The organism is Nonomuraea sp. KM88, assembly GCF_052245635.1.
Taxonomy (GTDB): domain Bacteria; phylum Actinomycetota; class Actinomycetes; order Streptosporangiales; family Streptosporangiaceae; genus Nonomuraea.
Genome location: NZ_JBQQCC010000005.1, coordinates 354265 through 370234, shown reverse-complemented (window position 1 = coordinate 370234; position 15970 = coordinate 354265). Strand labels below are relative to the sequence as shown.

Genomic DNA, 15970 nt, shown 5'->3' with positions numbered 1-15970 from the left:
GGCTCACACGAGGGCGAGCTGCGCCGCCCTGGGCTCGAGCGGCCGCGGCGGCGGCGCCCCGCACGCCATCCCGTACACCTGGCACAGCCCGGCGATCTGCCCCGTGATGCGCTCCTCGTAGCCGGGGGAGGGCAGGCCCGCACGATCGTAGAGCTCCTCATAGCGCTCCACCAGGTGCGGATGCGCTCGTGCCAGCCACTGCGCATACCACGCCCGGGTGCCGGTCGGCAGCCGCAGCACCACCGGCTCCACGGCCCGCGCGCCCGCGCCCGCGATGCGCCGCACCGTGGCCGTCAGCTGGTCGGCGGCGTCGCTGAGCAGCGGCAGCACCGGGGCCATCAGCACCCGGCAGTCCACGCCCGCCTCCACCAGCGCCGACACCAGCTCCAGCCGCGCCTGCGCGCCGGGCGCGCCCGGCTCGACCGCCCGCCGGATCCGCTCGTCGACGAACGCGATCGACACCGCAACCCGCGCCCCCGCCCGCGCCAGCAGCCCGGCGTCGCGCAGCACCAGCGCGCTCTTGGTGTAGACGGTGAACGGCACCCCCGCCCCTGCCAGCGCCGCGATCACGCCGGGCATCAGCCGGTAGGTCTCCTCGGCCGCCTGGTAGCAGTCGCCGCTGACCCCGACGGCCAGTTCCTGGCCGTCCCAGCGCGCCAGCTCCGCCCGCAACCGCGCCACCGCGTTGGGCTTGACCACGATGCGCGTGTCGAAATCGCCGCCCGCGTCCAGCCCCAGCCGCCGGTGCCCGCCACGGGCGCCGCACCCGAGACAGGCATGAGCGCAACCGCGGTAAGGGGACAGCGCCCACCTCTGGGCGATGCCCGCGGCCTGCGGCACCCGCTCGATCATCGTGCGGGCCTGCAGCTCGTAGAAGCCGTCGCGCACCACCGCGCGCCGCTCGATCAGCGGGCGATCGTCGGCGGCCTCAACCAGCGAAAGCGCGTCCCAAGCCACACCCCCCAGTGGAACACGCATTCGACTGCGTTTTCAAGCGGTTCCCGCACACCCGCCCGCTCCCCGCCGGCCGGACGCGCCGCGACGTGGGGCGCGCGCCACGCGTCGGCCGGCACCTCGCCCAGAGCCGCGCCACAACCCCCGGCCTAAAGTGGTACGCCCGCACCGCTCACCGTCTGGGGGATGACCACCCATGGCCTGGCTCCTGCTCGCCCTCGCCATCGTCTCCGAGGTCCTGGCCACCTCCGCGCTCAAACTCAGCAACGGCTTCACCCATCTCGGCTGGAGCGCCGTCGTGGCCGCCGGCTACATCGTCTCCTTCGTCCTGCTCGCCCAGGCGCTCAAACTCCACCTCGAGGTCGGCACCGCCTACGCCGTCTGGTCCGGCGCCGGCACCGCCGCCATCGCCCTGATCGGCGCCGTGTTCCTGGGGGAGACCCTCACCCCGCTCAAGATCGGCGGCATCCTGCTCATCATCGGCGGCGTCGTCGTCCTCAACCTCGCGGGCGCCCACTGACCCAGCCACCGGCGACGGAAAACTCTTTGCCGCCCCCGCCACCGCTCCCTACACTGCCCCCGTGCTCAAACCCCACTATCCCCTCACCACCGACCGCCTCACCCTGCGGCCGTTCACCCCGGGCGACCTCGACGCCGTCCACGCCTACGAAAGCCTCCCCGAGGTCACCCGCCACCTCTACTGGGGGCCCCGCGACCGCGACACCAGCCGCGCCTTCCTCGACAAGAAGATCTCCCAGACCGCCCTCCTCGACGAGGGCGACGCGCTCGACCTGGCCATCACCCTGAGCGACAGCGGCGAGCTAGTCGGCAACTGCCTGCTCATCTGGACCAGCAAGCCCAACCGCCAGGGCGAGATCGGCTACGTCCTGCACCCCGGCCACCACGGCCACGGCTACGCCCCCGAAGCCGGCCGCGCCCTGCTCCGCCTCGCCTTCGACAGCCTCGGCCTGCACCGCGTCATCGGCCGCCTCGACGCCGCCAACGCCGCCTCCGCCCGCGTCCTGGAAAAGCTCGGCATGCGCCACGAGGCCACCTTCATCGACAGCGAGATCGTCAAGGGCGCATGGGTCAGCGAAGCGGTCTACGCCATCCTCGACCGCGAATGGACCGCATGACGATCCACCATCTCGCCCTGCGCGCCGACTGGCACAGCGCCCGCCAGGCGGGGGAGTACCGCGTCTCGACCCTGGGCCGCTCCCTCGACGACGTGGGCTTCATCCACTGCAGCCGCGACCTGGCCCAGCTGCGCGGCGTCCACTCCACCTTCTACGCCGACGTCACCGAGCCGCTGCTCGTTCTCGACATCGACCCGGCGGGCCTGGACGTGCGCCTCGAAAACGGCTTCCCCCACCTGTACGGCCCCCTGCCGGTCAGCGCGGTCACCGCCGTCCGCCCCTTCACCGCCTGACCTCTCCTGACCTCTCCCGGCCTCCGAGGAAGCCAAGCGCAGAGGACACCGGCAGCGACCCGCGCCTTCTCCGCCTGCCGGCGCTCTGCGACGAGGGCCTCGGCGGGCTTTCTCAACCCCGGCGGGCAGGGCGCACCGGCGGCGGCTGTCCGGGGCCACCTTTGACGCTGGAGGACGAGTTTGCCGAGTAAGCTCACGCCGCACCTGGTCGTGGACAGTGCCCGACCGCTGCAGCCGGTGATCTCCCCGGACGGCCGCTGGGTCGCCTACACGCTCGCCCCGGTCGGGCGGACAGAGGACCATCCCAGCAGCGCGACCTGGATCGCCGCGACCGACGGAAGCTCTCCTCCCAGGAAGCTGACCGCGGGAACGGCGAACGACTTCATCCCGCGCTGGGCGCCGGATTCGACCTCGCTCTACTTCGGATCGGATCGGGCGCGGCGCGGCACCATCCAGCTGCATCGGATATCCCTCGAGGGCGGCGAGGCGGAGCCGCTGACCGCCTGGCGGGCAGGCATCTCGGGCTACCTTCCGCTCGCCGACGCCCGGCGGATCGCGGTGGTGGCCGCGAAGCCGCCGACCGAAGAGGACGAGCGCAGGACAGCCGAACGCGACGACGCCAAGGTGTGGGGAGAACGGGCGCCCCATGGCCGGCTGTGGGTGCTCGAGCTGGATTCCGGGCGGGCGCGCATGGTGGACGGGCTCGGTGACAGGCATGTCGTCGAAGTGGCGCAGCGGCCGGACGGCGGCCCCCTCGCCATACTCAGCTGGGCGACCCCGGAGCCCGACCCCGGCTGCCTGGCCTGCGAGGTGCATGCGGTCGACCTGGACACCGGCAAGGTCCAGGCGCTCGGCGAGGCCGCTTCGCAGGCATCCTCGCCCGCCTGGTGGCGCGCAGACGGCGCCTGGCACCTGTGCTACCTGGCGACGACCCTCCCCGGACCGGTCGGGGGGCGGGCCGTCTTCGACCTCGCCGTGCCCGAGATCGGCTCGCCAGGAGAACACCGCAACCTGACCAGCGGCATGACCGTCTGCCCGTCCGGCCTGGCGCAGGTCGCGGCCGGACCGCCACTGGCACTGTTCGCCGACGGGCTCGACACCGCGATCTACCGGCTCGATCCAGAAACACGGCGGTTTCAGCCGGTGTGTTCCGTGGAGGGCCTGCTCGCCTGGCTCACCGCGAGCAAGGCGAGCGAGGTGGTCGCCGCGGCGGCGAGCACGGCGTACCAGCCACTGGACATCCACGCCGGGCGGCCCGATCGACTCGTGCGGCTCAGCGACACCAGGCCGGAGACACGCGAGATCGAGTGGGGGAGACAGGAGCGCCTCTCCTACAAGGCGTCCGACGGGCTGGTCCTCGACGGGCTGTTGATCCTGCCGGCCGGAAGAAGCCGTCGCGACGGCCCGTTCCCGCTCATCACGCTCGTGCACGGCGGCCCGTACGACAGGTACGCCGACCGCTTCATGCTTGACGTGCTCCCGTCGGGACAATGGCTGGCGACCGCCGGCTACGCGGTCTTCCTGCCCAACCCACGCGGCGGCGAGGGCCACGGCCACGCATTCGCGGCTACCGTCGCCGGCGCGGTCGGCATGGACGAATGGACGGACATCGTCAGCGGCATCGACCTGCTGATCGCCGACGGCATCGCCGATCCGGACCGGCTCGGGATCGGCGGGTGGAGCCACGGAGGGTTCATGACCGCGTGGGCCGTCGGGCAGACAAGCCGGTTCAAGGCCGCGGTCATGGGTGCCGGCATCAGCGACTGGGGCATGCTCGTCGCAACCGGCGACTGGGGAACCCTGGAGGCGGGCCTCAGCGGGAGCTGCGGCTGGGAAGGAACTGGTCCCCACGGCCACGACCGGCTCAGCCCCATCTCCCACGCCTCGAAAATCCGCACGCCGGTGCTGATCCTGCATGGTGAGGACGACACGAACGTGCCGGTCGGCCAGGCCACGTACTTCCATCGCGCCCTGCGACGCTTCGGCGTCGAGCACGAGTTCGTCGTCTATCCGCGGGAGGGCCACTCGATCCAGGAACGCAGCCACCAGATCGACGTGCTGCGGCGCACCCGCGCATGGTTCGACCGATGGCTCGCCGGCCCCACGTCACACCCCGGCTAACGCCCGGAGCGGCTCCACGTGAACGCCTCCGGGAGCGGCTTTCGTCCCCGGGCCGGAGCTCAGGCAACAGCCGGGAGGGCCCGCCGGCCGACCGGAAGCGGGATCAGGTGGGAGCGGGGGTGGAGCGGACGGCCAGGTGGTCGAGGGAGATGCCGAGCACGTCGGCCAGGGCGGCGATGGTGAAGAAGGCGGGGGTGGCGATGCGGCCGGTCTCGATCTTGCGCAGCGTTTCGGCGGACATGCCCGCCGCCGCCGCGACCTCGACGATGCTGCGCTCGCCGCGGGCCTGCCGAAGGGTCGAGCCGAGCTGCTCGCCACGGAGCCGCTCTTCAGGGGTCAGCGGAGGTCGCACCATGGCCACCACTCTATACCCGGATACTAATACCGGTATAGTTATCCCATTCGCGCGCGAGCCGCACCCCTCGAAGACGCGCTCCATGACTTCGGCTTGTTCGCTCCGGCCGGCGCGCAGGCAGCGGGCGGCGGTTTCGATGGAGGCCAGGCCGGGCCGCTCGCTCAGCCGGGGTCGCGCGGGCCACCCGGCTCGCCCCGCAGCAGCGGATGCGCCCGCATCGCCACCTCCAGCTCACCCGGCAGCTCATCGCGGTAACGCCCCAACGTCGACAGGTCACTGTGCCCCAGCACCCGCCGCACCGCGTCCATGTCGACCGCGTCGGCCAGCAGATGCGTCGCCGTCGTGTGCCGCAGCCCATGCGGCGTCACCGACCGCCGCTGATCCGGATCGACCCGCGCCTGCACCCGGTCGATGACCGCCTGCACATCCCCCCGCGCCAGCCGCCGCCCCCGCCACGACAACAGCAGCGCCTTGTCCTGCACCGCCGGCCGCCCCCGCACCAGATATTCCTGCAACACCCGCGCCACATCCTGCGGCAACGGCACATCGCGCGTCCGCCCGCCCTTACCGAAGATCCGCCAGTAACGCACCCCGTCATTGGTGAAAAAGTCCTCCACATTGGCGCGCACCAGCTCCGACACCCGCGGCCCCACCGTCGCCAGCAGCAACACGATCACCGCATCCCGCAACTCCGTACGCTGATCGCGCCGCTTGCCCGCCGGCACCGCGTCCGGCACCGCCCGCGCCGCCCCGATCAGCCCCTGGGCCTGCTCCCGCGTCAACGCCCGCCGCTGCGGCCGCAGCCCGCCCCGCTCCTTGGCCGTCACCGCCGACCCCGTCATCGGATTGAGCTGCACCCACCCGGCCAGCGCCGCGTGCTTGAACAGCGCCGAGATCGACCGCCGAAACCGCGCCTGCGACGCCGGCGACTGCCCGCCGCCCCGCTCGCCCGAGCCCGCCGCGCGCCTGCCGTCCGGCCGGCGCGCGAACGCCAGCAGGATCGCATCGACGTCCGCGCCCGTCAGATCATCCAGCACCGTGGCCTCGCCCGCCAGCTCCACCAGCGTCGCCACGTCCCGCGCGTAAACCTCCGCCGTAGACGGCGACAACGCCCCCGTCACCGTCCTGGCCCGCACCAACTCCACATAACGGTCAGCCGCCTCCGCCACCGTCACCCGGTCGAGCTCCGCAGGCCGCACCGGCCACCACCCTCTCGCTGGACACGACAAGATCCGAGCAAGACCGTAGCGGCCGGCACCGACACAAACGCTAGATGTCGCGGAACGTCTCGATGCGCGCCCCCAGCGCGTTCAGCCGCTCCGCCAGATCCTCATAACCCCGATTGATCACATACACGTTCCGCAGCACCGACGTGCCCTCCGCCGCCATCATCGCCAGCAGCACCACCACCGCGGGACGCAACGCCGGCGGGCACATCATCTCCGCGCTACGCCACCGCGTCGGCCCCTCCACCAGCACCCGATGCGGATCCAGCAACTTCACCGACGCCCCCAGCCGCGTCAGCTCCGTCAGATAGATCGCCCGGTTGTCGTAGACCCAGTCATGAATCAGCGTCGACCCCTGCGCCGACGCCGCGATCGCCGCGAAGAACGGCACATTGTCGATGTTCAGCCCCGGGAACGGCATCGGATGGATCTTGTCGATGGGGGAGACCAGCTTCGACGGGCGCACCGTCAGATCCACCAACCGAGTCCGCCCGTTGGCCGCGGCGTACTCACGCCCCCGGTCGCAATCGAGCCCCATCTCCTCCAGCACCGCCAGCTCGATCTCCAGGAACTCCACCGGCACCCGGCAGATCGTCAGCTCCGACGACGTCACCACCGCCGCCGCCAGCAGGCTCATCGCCTCCACCGGATCCTCGGAGGGGGAGTAGTCGACGTCCCGCTCGATCGAGGCCAGCCCGTGCACCGTCAGCGTCGTCGTCCCCACCCCCTCCACCCGCACCCCGAGCTGCTCCAGGAAAAAGCACAGATCCTGCACCATGTAGTTCGACGAGGCGTTGCGGATCACCGTCACCCCGTCATGCCGCGCCGCCGCCAGCAGCGCGTTCTCCGTCACCGTGTCACCCCGCTCGGTCAGCACGATCGGCCGCGACGGCGACACCCCCCGATCCACCCGCGCGTGATAGAACCCGCCCGTCGCCGTGATGTCCAGCCCGAACGGCCGCAACGCCGACATGTGCGGCTGCACCGTACGCGTCCCCAGATCACACCCACCCGCATACGGAATCTGGAACTGCTCCGTCCGATGCATCAACGGCCCCAGGAACATGATCACACTCCTGGTGCGCCGGGCGGCCTCCGTATCCATCGCCTCCAGCTCCAACCGCGCCGGAGGAACGATCTCCAGATCGCTGCCCTCGTTGATCCACCGCGCCCGCACCCCGATCGACGCGAGCACCTCCAGAATCCGGTAAACCTCCTCGATCCGCGCCACCTTGCGCAGAATCGTCCGCCCCGAGTTCAGCAACGACGCGCACAACAACGCCACACACGCGTTCTTCGACGTCTTCACATCGATCGAACCCGACAGCCGCCGCCCGCCCACCACCCGCAGATGCATCGGCCCGGCATAACCCAGCGACACGATCTCACTGTCGAGCGCCTCACCGATCCGGGCGATCATCTCAAGACTGATGTTCTGGTTGCCGCGCTCGATCCGGTTGACCGCACTCTGACTCGTCGCCAGCGCATCCGCCAACTGCAGCTGCGTCCAACCACGATGCTGACGCGCATCCCGGATCAACCGGCCGATCCGCACAAGATAATCATCTGCCACACCCGAACCATATCTCACATATGAGATGTCTCCGCGCCCGACACCGACGACGCGCCGGACAACCCCCGATGAACCGCCAGATGCTCCGGCGTCGCCTCAGCCTTCACCTTGTGCACGAACGCCCGCCGAGCCGCCCGGAACCCATTCTGATCATCGAACATGTCCCGGCTCATCTCCGCCAGCTCCTCAGCCCGGAACGCATCCAACGGCTTACGCCGCTCATCCGCCTCCCGCGCCGCCCGACGCCCCGCCAGCAACCGATCGTAACCCGGATCCACCGCCAGCCGCTCCGCGTACTCCAGCACCCGGCGCTCGAAATCCAACCGCGGCCCCGACAACATCCTGTCCGCCAGCCCCAGCTCCACCGCCTCGGCCGCCCCGATCGGCAACGCCTCCTGCGTCAACCGCAACGCCTGCTCCGCACCCACCCGACGCGGCAACGCATACGTCCAGAACTCACTACCGAACAACCCCATCGTCCGATAATGCGGATTCAACACCACCCCCTCACGCACGATCACCCGATCCGCACCCAAGCCCATCATCACCCCACCGGCGCCGGCATTGCCGCCCATCGACGTCACCACCAGCTGCCCCGTACACCCGATCACCTCACGACACACCGCATTGATCGCGTTGATGTTCATCCACGACTCCAGCTCCGGATGCCGCGCCGCCTCGATCACATTCAGATGAATGCCGTTGGAGAACACCTCCCCACCCCGCACCACCAGCACCCGCGTATCCTGCGCCGCCGCATACCGCAACGCCGCCGCCAACCGCCGGCACTGCTCCGTCGACATCGCCCCGTTGTAGAAGTCGAAACTCACCACCCCCACACCGTCACTACGGTCATACGTGATCTCGCTGTACCCCGACCGCTCCGGCGCCGACGCCACCAGCTCACCCAACGCCATCGCCGCCGGCAACTTCACCGCCCCCTCACGCTCCAACCGCAGATGCCCCACCCACACCGAACCGTCCCCCGTACACACCAGCACGGCCCCCTCACGCCGCGCCACCACCTCACCCGGCACCCCATCCGGCAACTCCGGACCCCGGTACACGTCGAACACCCGCACCGGAAGATCGCACAACACCGTCCGCCCACCCGGCGACCCATCCGCCGCCCGCACCCGGCGCACGATCTCCTCACTCGACTCCGACCAGGAAAACTCCCGATCCGCATGCCGCATCGCCCGCCGCAACCGCCCCCGCACCTCAGGCGAACGATAATCCAGCGGCACCGGCACGAACGACGCGTCCGCCGCCTTCCCCGCCACCTCCACCACCAGCTCGACCGCCGCATCGGCCACCGGCCCGTTGTACAACGCCGACTTACGCGGCGGCTCCGCCGGCATCGCGAACATCCGATACCCCCAGATCGGACCCGCGTCCATCTCCTCCACCGCCTGCAACGCCGTCACCCCCCACTCAGGCTCGGCGTCCACGATCGCCCAATCCAGCGACGACGGCCCACGATCCCCAGGAGGACCAGGATGGATGATCACCGTACGGTGCCCCTGCCACAACGCCGCCGGCACCCGCTCCTTCAGGAACGGGCAGATCACCAGATCCGGCTTCGCCAGCTCGGCCGCCTCCACCATGGCCTGCTCAGAGACGGCCAGCTCGACACTCACCTCATGACCCTCACGCCGCAAAGCGAGCCAGGAACGCTGGGTCAGGCCATTGAACGCGGAGCAGAGCAGCAAGATACGCAACGCGGTACTTCTTTCCGGACAAGGGGAGACGACACGACGCACGGGCACGGGGGACCGGACTCAGCCGGACGGGTGAACCCACCGGTCTCGGACATTAAAGTCCGTCCCATATAACCCATACATGCCATCGATGCTTACACGAAACTCACACCACCGCTGACACTTCGCCGCAAAAACCCCGGCTGACCAGCGCCGATAAATCCCATTTGCCCATAAACATCACGCTCTGCGACGTGGACGCACCCTCGGCGATCATCCCGGGGGGCGGGCCGCGCTCCCGCCGCGAGCAGGGGAGCGGGGCCGAGCGCCCTCGCGACGGGACGCGGCGGCGCGGACCCCCGCACGAGCCGCCCGTACACGGATCGGCCGGGGCCACGGGAGAACCCCGGTGCACGGCCGGACCCTGCCTGCTGACCAGGGAACAATCAGCACGAAACCAGGACACAACACCCGATACCAAACAGAATCCCTGTTCTGTCGGGTATCGGACACGGATCCGCACGGGTGCCCGGAAGGGCACGGACCTACAGCCGGTTGACGAAACGCGAGGCGGCCCGCTGGCTCATGCCGGTCTCACCGCGTACGAGAAAGACGGCCTCGCGGATCTGGCCGAGCGCCTTGAGCTCCCGCGCCTGATCCACAAGATCCATGCTGGGATTGGGCCGGTTGCGCGGGCGTCTGGTGAGCCGGACGGCCCAGATGATCAACCAGATGACCGCGGCGGCGAGGACGGCCGACAGGGCGATGAGGCTCGGGGTGGTGACCTCCAGGGGTGACATGGGAGGCGTCTTCCCGGGAGGAAACGGTTTAGTCGGGCCGCTCTCGTAGTTGCTCGATAATGGACATTATGTCAAGTAGAGGAGGGATCCACGGGGCTGGGGGGACGTCCCCCGCGGTTTGACGGGCTGGCTTGACGGCCTGTCGATTCGCTTCCCCGGTGGCGTTGACGCGCTTAATGTGGGGATTCTGCTATTCGCGCCGCGAGAGGAGCAGCACGTGGGGAGCCAGTCGGTGTTATGCCAAGTGTGTCAGGGGGTTCTGCCCGCTTCGGGTAAGGAGGCGTACACGGCGTTGCGGGGGCGGCTGATCGTGTCGAACGGCTACTGCGGGGGTGGGTGCGCCGAGCGGCGTGCCGAGGAGGAGGCGGCGCAGCGGGTGGCGCGTCCTCAGCCGCAGGCGGCTCCGGTGCCGTCGCGGCCGGTCGCTGCGAGGCCGGTTCGGGTGGCGCGTTAGCTCGCTGGGTTTTCTGGGTCGGGGTGGCGGTCGGTGGTGTGCCAGTAGTCGCGGGTGCGTACGGCGAGTCCGTCGGGGTCGAAGTGGACGAGTACGCAGCCTGCGAGGGTGGTGGGCCGGCCGTTGTCGAGGGCGTGGACCTGGAATTCGATGGCGGCCTGGTCGCCGTCGACGAGGGGTGTGGCGAAGGTGACGTGGGGGTCGGTTTCGCTGCTGAATGACCAGGTGATGTAGTCGGCGATGGCTTGTTTGCCCTGGTGGGGTGGGCGGAAGGGCATGCTGGTGTGGACGGCGTCGTCGTGGTAGAGGGCGATGATGGCGTCGGTGTCGTGGTGGGTCCAGCCGTGTTGCCAGGTGTCGGCGAAGCGTTGGGCGGCGGTGCGGGTGTTCATGGTGTTCATGGTGTTCATTGTGGTGGGTGGGGGTTGCCGCCTGCGTAGCACCCAATAGGTACCCATATAGGTATTTCTCCCGTCTTGTGGTTGGTGGTGCGGCGGCAAGCTACGTGAGGACCGCTCACCAGCCCCCGAGGGAGAGGAACCGACGTGCGTGCCATGGACCGGCGAGGAAGCGACCCGAGGACGCCCGTCGTACGCCTCCCCTCCCGTAACGCGCTTCTGGCCATGGCCGACGCGCTGGCCGTGCGCACTGGGTGGGCGGGGCCGGATCGCGAGGTGTCGTGGTTGTTGTCGGCGCGGCCGTCGGCGGTGCCCGCCGCCCGTCGCCTGGTCACGGCGCGGCTGTCGGCGTGGGGCCTGCAGCGGCAGGCGGAGGCGGCCGAGTTGCTCGTGGGTGAGCTCGTCGCCGACGCGTTGCGCCGCTGCGGCGGCCGGATCAGGCTGGCGCTGCGGGTGGACGACGGGTTGCTGCGTTGCGAGGTGAGGGCCGTCTTCGCCGGTCCCGGGACGCGGCCGGGTCCTGCGCCGCACCAGTCGCTGCTGGCCCGGCTGGCCTGTTGCTGGGGTGTTTCCGGGCAGGTGGCGTGGTTCGAGCTGCCTTCCGGCGGCGGTCACGTGCATTGACGGGTTGGGCGCGGGTCGCGGTTTTCACTCCCCCGGTGCGGTGTTGTCGCCGGCTCTGGTGCGTTCTCCCACCCATACGGCGATCTGGGAGCGGGAGCTGAAGCCCAGTTTGGTCAGGATGTGCTCGATGTGGCCTTCGGCGGTGCGCTGTGAGATGACGAGCGAGGCGGCTATCTCCTTGTTGGTCAGGCCGCGGGCGACGAGCTGGGCGATCTCGCTTTCGCGGCGGGTCAGCCGGGCGCGCCGCTCGCTGCCGTCGTCGCGGCCGCTGGGCGGCTTCTCTTTCAGGACGTAGGCCAGCGCCTCGTCGAGCGGCATGCGGGCGCCGCGCCGTACGGCCGTGTCGAACGCCGTCTCCCCCAGCGCTTTGCGGGTTTCTTCCTCGCAGGCGTCGTGGTAGCCGGCCAGGTGTCCGTATCCGGACAGGGGCGCGCCGACGGACGCCCACACCGTCTGCAGGATGCCCAGCAGGCGTGCGGCGTGCTGGTGGCGGCGTTGTGAGGTGGCGATCCAGGCCAGCGCTTCGAGGGTGATGCCGATGCCCAGGGAGTCGCCCAGGCCGCGGGTGACCACCAGTGCCTGTTGTTCGAGGTCGGTGGCGCGCCGGAGGTCTCCTTGGCGCCACACCTCGACGCCCAGCGCCATCATGGCGTACGCGCGGTGCCAGCTTTCGTGGTGGTTTTCGCACAGGGCCAGGCACTCCTCCCCCGCGGCCATGGCGGAGGCGGTGTCGCCGGTGTAGGAGCGGGCCAGTGTCAGCCGGATGAGTGACAGTGCCGTGCCGGCGGGGTCGCCGCTGGCGCGGTGCTTGGCCAGGGCCTGCTCGTACAGGGTGACGGCGTCGGCGGTGCGGTTCTCCCACATGGCGATCATGCCGGAGAACAGGGCGACGTAGCCGAGAACGTGCTGGTTGTGCAGCCGCTCCCCCGCGCGGCGGCTGGCGTGCAGCATGGTGGTGGCGGCGGGTTTGTCGGCCTGGATGAGGGCCAGCCAGCCGCCGGCCCACAGGGCGCGGGCGCGGACGTCGTCGGGGACGTCGTCGGTGTTGAGTCCATGGTCCAGCCAGCGCCGGCCTTCAGCCAGGTAATAACTGGTGGTCCAGTGATAGAGCAGGTCGGTGGCCATGGTCAGGCCGGTGGGCGCGCCGTCCGGTCCGTTGTAGGACTCTTCCAGGGCGGTGCGCAGGTTGGCGTGTTCGAGGTGCAGGCGGGTGAGCCAGTGCACCTGCCGGGGGCCGAACAGGTCCGCTCGGGCCCGTGCGGCCAGGTCGCGGTAATAACGTGCGTGCCGTTCGCGCAGCCAGTCGTCGTGGCCGGAGGCGGTCAGGCGTTCGCGGCCGTAGGCGCGCAGGGTGTCCAGCATCCGGTAGCGGACGCCGGATGGGTGGTCTTCGCGAATCAGTACGGACTTGTCGACCAGGCCGATCACCAGGTCGACGACGTCGTGGGGGTTGATGCCGCGGCCGGAGCAGATCGTCTCGGCCGCTTCCAGGTCCAGGCCTCCGGCGAAGGCTGAGGCCCGTTCCCACAGGAGTCGTTCTTTGTCCGAACACAGTGCGTAGCTCCAATCGATGAGGGCTCGTAGTGTCTGGTGGCGGGGTAGTTCTGCCCGCGATCCGGCGTTGAGCAGGCGGAATCGGTCGTCGAGCCGGTCGAGCAGTTGCTGTGCCGACAGGGCGCGCAGCCGGACGGCGGCGAGTTCGATGCCCAGGGGCAGGCCGTCGAGGCGGCGGACGATGCGGGTGACGACGTCGCGGTTGTCCTCGGTGACGGCGAAGGTGGGCAGGACGGCTCGGGCGCGTTCGGCGAACAGGCGGACGGCGTCGCCTTGTTTGAGGGCGTCGAGGGTGGGGCGGGCGGTGCTGCCGTCGGGCAGTGACAGGGGTGGCACGGGTACGGCCTGTTCGCTGGCGATGCCGAGCGCTTGCCGGCTGGTGGCGAGGATGCGCAGGTCGCCGGCGGCGCGCAGCAGGGTCTCTGCGAGGACGGCGCATTCGTGCACGAGGTGTTCGCAGTTGTCGAGGATGAGCAGGGCCTGCTTGTCGTGCAGGTGGTCGATGAGGACCTGCACGGGGGGTGCGGCGGTGTGGCCGCGGATCTCGAGGGCTTCGACGACGCTTTCGGCGAGGATGGCGGGCTGGTGCAGGGAGGCGAGTTCGACGAGCCATACGCCGTCGCGGAAGGAGCGGCGCAGGTCCTGGCCGACGCGCAGGGCCAGGCGGGTCTTGCCGACGCCGCCGACGCCGGTGAGGGTGACGGCTCTGGATGCGGCCAGGAGTCGCTTGACGTCGGCCACTTCGTGCCGGCGTCCGATGAAGCTGGTCACCTCTGCCGGGAGCCTGTTCGTTCGCTGCTCCCTGGAGGTGGTGGTCGTCACCGCTGTCATGGTGTGTGGGGCGACCGGCCGGCGGGTTCGCGTGGCGCCGGAGCCGTGTCGCCGTAACCCACCGTATGTGCCGGCCGCTGGTGCCGGGTGCGTGGCCGAGGGCCCGTGGCCGGGTTTTGACCCTTTCATGGCGGTGGCGTGGTTCATGGGGTGGCGTGCCAGGGGCGCAGGGCGTCGAGGTGGTGTTGCCGGCCGATCGCCACGAGGTTGGAGCGGTAGAGGCCGATGGCGTCCGGGGCGTCGAGGCTGTCGCGGGTGGCGGGCCGCAGGGCGTTGTCGAGTTCGTCGACGACGAAGACCCAGGGGTAGTGGGCGAAGACGAGGTCGAGCAGTTCGTCGGCGGAGCAGCCGCAGTTGGCCTGGAGCTGGGGGTGGAGTTCGAACAGCAGGGTGGGCTGGGCGGTGAGGGTTTCGGCGGCGCCGTGCAGGACGAAGCCTTCGTAGCCTTCGACGTCGATCTTGATGATGTCGGGTGGGGGGAGGTCGTGGCGGGCGAGGTAGGTGTCGATGGAGGTCATGGGGATGGTGACGGCGCCTGCGGGGGTGCCGACGTTGGCCGCGGCGGCGGAGTGTTTGCCGGACTGCTCGCCTGACAGGTGCACGGTGAGGTCGCCGGGTGTGGCGCCCACGGCGATCGGTTCGATGGTGACGCGGGTGGTGAGATGGTTGCGGTCGACGTTGCGGCGCAGGTAGCCGATGTTCTCGGGGACGGGTTCGAAGGCGATCAGGGTGCCGTCGGGCGGTAGGTGGGTGGCGCCGGTGCAGGCGTAGACGCCGATGTTGGCGCCGATGTCGAGGATGGTGCGGCTGGCGGCGGCGAGTCGTTCGTACAGGGTGACTTCGAATTCTTCGTAGTAGCCGGCCGAGACCGAGGGCATGATGGTGGCGTCCCAGGCGGGGCCGGTGAGCACGACGCCGCGGTAGTGGGCTTCGGGGTCGTGGCCGGAGGTGGTGACGCCGAGCCGGAAAACGGTGTGGTAGAGGCGGTTGACCAGGGGGAGGCGGCGGACGCTTCGGCCGCGTAGCAGGGTGCGGGTGATTTTGCTGCGGTTGGCGGCTCTGGCCGCTCGCATGACCGTGATGGCGGCTTTCTTGCGGAGGTGTTTGCTGGAGGTCATGGTGTGAGTCTGGTGCAGTCGGCGGCCTGATGGGCGCCGATGCCCGGGATTGGTGCGGCCGGGTGGGCGGTCAGCAGGCCTGCGCCTCGAGGGTCAGGGCGTCGTCTTCGGCCTGTTGCGGGAGCGGCAGGTCGAACCAGACGCGCTTGCCGCGCCGGGTGCGGGTGCTGCCCCAGCCGGAGGCGATGGCCTCCACCAGGTGCAGGCCGCGTGAGCTCTCGTCGTCGTGGCCCGCCGGGCGCAGGTGGGGCAGGTCGGGGCTGGTGTCCTCGACCTCGCAGTGCAGCAGGTCGCCGGTGAGCGACAGGCGCAGCCGGATGGGGCTGCGGGCGTGGCGTACGGCGTTGGTGACGAGTTCGCTGACCAGCAGTTCGGCGGCTTCGCTGCCGTGTGGCAGGCCCCACGCGAGCAGTTGCGCGCGCACGGCGTGGCGGGCGCGCGGCACGGAAGCGTGTCGTGGCGGCAGGGTCCACGTCGCGGTCGCGTTCATGCCGCCCGCCCGGCGCAGGGGACGACGCTGCGGCCGTCGGGCAGCAGTTCGCCGGTGTCGTCGAAGAAGACGACCCCGTTGCACAGCAAACCCCATCCCTGCTCGGGGTGGTATGCCACGAGGCGCGCGGCCTCGCGGCCGGCGGCGTCCGCGGGGGGACATGGTGGCTGGTGCTGGCACATGACTTCGATCCTCGCTTCCCGCTTCTCAGCGGATTGAGCTCATGTGACCAGTCTGGTTCCTCCACCCACCCAAGAAAGAGGTGAATAATGCCCATACGAGTACCTATTTCCACGTAGGTAGGTACCCGAATCCCCAGCTCATCCCCACCATGGCATTCCCC

Annotated in this window: 16 protein-coding genes; 5 read left to right on the top strand and 11 right to left on the bottom strand. The window is 70.1% G+C overall.

Features of this window, described 5'->3' with window-relative positions:
- Window positions 1-3: 3 nt before the first annotated feature.
- Window positions 4-957 carry a radical SAM protein gene (locus tag ACTWPV_RS18325; RefSeq protein WP_443152679.1) on the bottom strand — a complete coding sequence of 318 codons (954 nt, stop codon included), beginning with the start codon at window positions 955-957 and terminating at the stop codon, window positions 4-6.
- A gap of 193 nt (window positions 958-1150) precedes the next feature.
- On the opposite strand from ACTWPV_RS18325, the gene ACTWPV_RS18320 reads away from it, so the two are divergent.
- The 4 genes from ACTWPV_RS18320 (at window position 1151) to ACTWPV_RS18305 (ending at window position 4504) form a co-directional block, all read left to right on the top strand.
- Entirely contained in the window at window positions 1151-1474 is a 324-nt protein-coding gene (locus ACTWPV_RS18320; RefSeq protein ID WP_443152678.1) for a DMT family transporter, read from the top strand.
- Between the two features lie 61 nt (window positions 1475-1535).
- Complete coding sequence (locus ACTWPV_RS18315) at window positions 1536-2090, top strand: GNAT family N-acetyltransferase (protein WP_347645167.1); 555 nt, start codon at window positions 1536-1538, stop codon at window positions 2088-2090.
- Window positions 2087-2383, top strand: a complete 297-nt coding sequence (locus tag ACTWPV_RS18310; RefSeq protein ID WP_443152677.1) for a DUF952 domain-containing protein — start codon at window positions 2087-2089, stop codon at window positions 2381-2383. The genes ACTWPV_RS18315 and ACTWPV_RS18310 overlap by 4 nt, the downstream gene beginning before the upstream one ends.
- Window positions 2384-2563: 180 nt before the next feature.
- Window positions 2564-4504, top strand: coding sequence for a S9 family peptidase (locus ACTWPV_RS18305; protein WP_443152676.1), 1941 nt, complete (start codon window positions 2564-2566; stop codon window positions 4502-4504).
- Between the two features lie 103 nt (window positions 4505-4607).
- Here ACTWPV_RS18305 and ACTWPV_RS18300 read toward each other — a convergent pair whose 3' ends face one another.
- From ACTWPV_RS18300 to ACTWPV_RS18275, 6 genes are all read right to left on the bottom strand, one after another.
- On the bottom strand, window positions 4608-4859 hold the full coding sequence (locus ACTWPV_RS18300) for a helix-turn-helix domain-containing protein (RefSeq protein ID WP_347624403.1): 252 nt from the start codon (window positions 4857-4859) through the stop codon (window positions 4608-4610).
- A gap of 161 nt (window positions 4860-5020) precedes the next feature.
- Window positions 5021-6058: a tyrosine-type recombinase/integrase gene (locus ACTWPV_RS18295; protein WP_443152675.1), complete on the bottom strand. Its 1038-nt coding sequence runs from the start codon at window positions 6056-6058 to the stop codon at window positions 5021-5023.
- Window positions 6059-6128: 70 nt separating this feature from the next.
- Entirely contained in the window at window positions 6129-7658 is a 1530-nt protein-coding gene (locus ACTWPV_RS18290) for a helix-turn-helix domain-containing protein (RefSeq protein ID WP_347645160.1), read from the bottom strand.
- A 14-nt stretch (window positions 7659-7672) separates the two neighbouring features.
- Window positions 7673-9379, bottom strand: coding sequence for an enoyl-CoA hydratase-related protein (locus ACTWPV_RS18285; protein ID WP_443152674.1), 1707 nt, complete (start codon window positions 9377-9379; stop codon window positions 7673-7675).
- A gap of 524 nt (window positions 9380-9903) precedes the next feature.
- Window positions 9904-10158 (bottom strand): hypothetical protein, encoded by a 255-nt coding sequence (locus tag ACTWPV_RS18280; RefSeq protein ID WP_347645158.1) that lies wholly within the window; start codon window positions 10156-10158, stop codon window positions 9904-9906.
- A gap of 450 nt (window positions 10159-10608) precedes the next feature.
- Window positions 10609-11013, bottom strand: coding sequence for a nuclear transport factor 2 family protein (locus ACTWPV_RS18275; protein WP_443152673.1), 405 nt, complete (start codon window positions 11011-11013; stop codon window positions 10609-10611).
- 144 nt (window positions 11014-11157) lie between these two features.
- On the opposite strand from ACTWPV_RS18275, the gene ACTWPV_RS18270 reads away from it, so the two are divergent.
- Entirely contained in the window at window positions 11158-11634 is a 477-nt protein-coding gene (locus tag ACTWPV_RS18270) for an ATP-binding protein (protein WP_443152672.1), read from the top strand.
- A 24-nt stretch (window positions 11635-11658) separates the two neighbouring features.
- Here ACTWPV_RS18270 and ACTWPV_RS18265 read toward each other — a convergent pair whose 3' ends face one another.
- From ACTWPV_RS18265 to ACTWPV_RS18250, 4 genes are all read right to left on the bottom strand, one after another.
- Entirely contained in the window at window positions 11659-14019 is a 2361-nt protein-coding gene (locus ACTWPV_RS18265) for an ATP-binding protein (RefSeq protein ID WP_443152671.1), read from the bottom strand.
- Window positions 14020-14162: 143 nt separating this feature from the next.
- On the bottom strand, window positions 14163-15137 hold the full coding sequence (locus ACTWPV_RS18260; RefSeq protein ID WP_443152670.1) for an FkbM family methyltransferase: 975 nt from the start codon (window positions 15135-15137) through the stop codon (window positions 14163-14165).
- A gap of 70 nt (window positions 15138-15207) precedes the next feature.
- On the bottom strand, window positions 15208-15627 hold the full coding sequence (locus tag ACTWPV_RS18255) for an ATP-binding protein (RefSeq protein ID WP_443152669.1): 420 nt from the start codon (window positions 15625-15627) through the stop codon (window positions 15208-15210).
- On the bottom strand, window positions 15624-15809 hold the full coding sequence (locus ACTWPV_RS18250; protein WP_347645151.1) for a DUF5999 family protein: 186 nt from the start codon (window positions 15807-15809) through the stop codon (window positions 15624-15626). The genes ACTWPV_RS18255 and ACTWPV_RS18250 overlap by 4 nt, the downstream gene beginning before the upstream one ends.
- Between the last annotated feature and the right edge of the window lie 161 nt (window positions 15810-15970).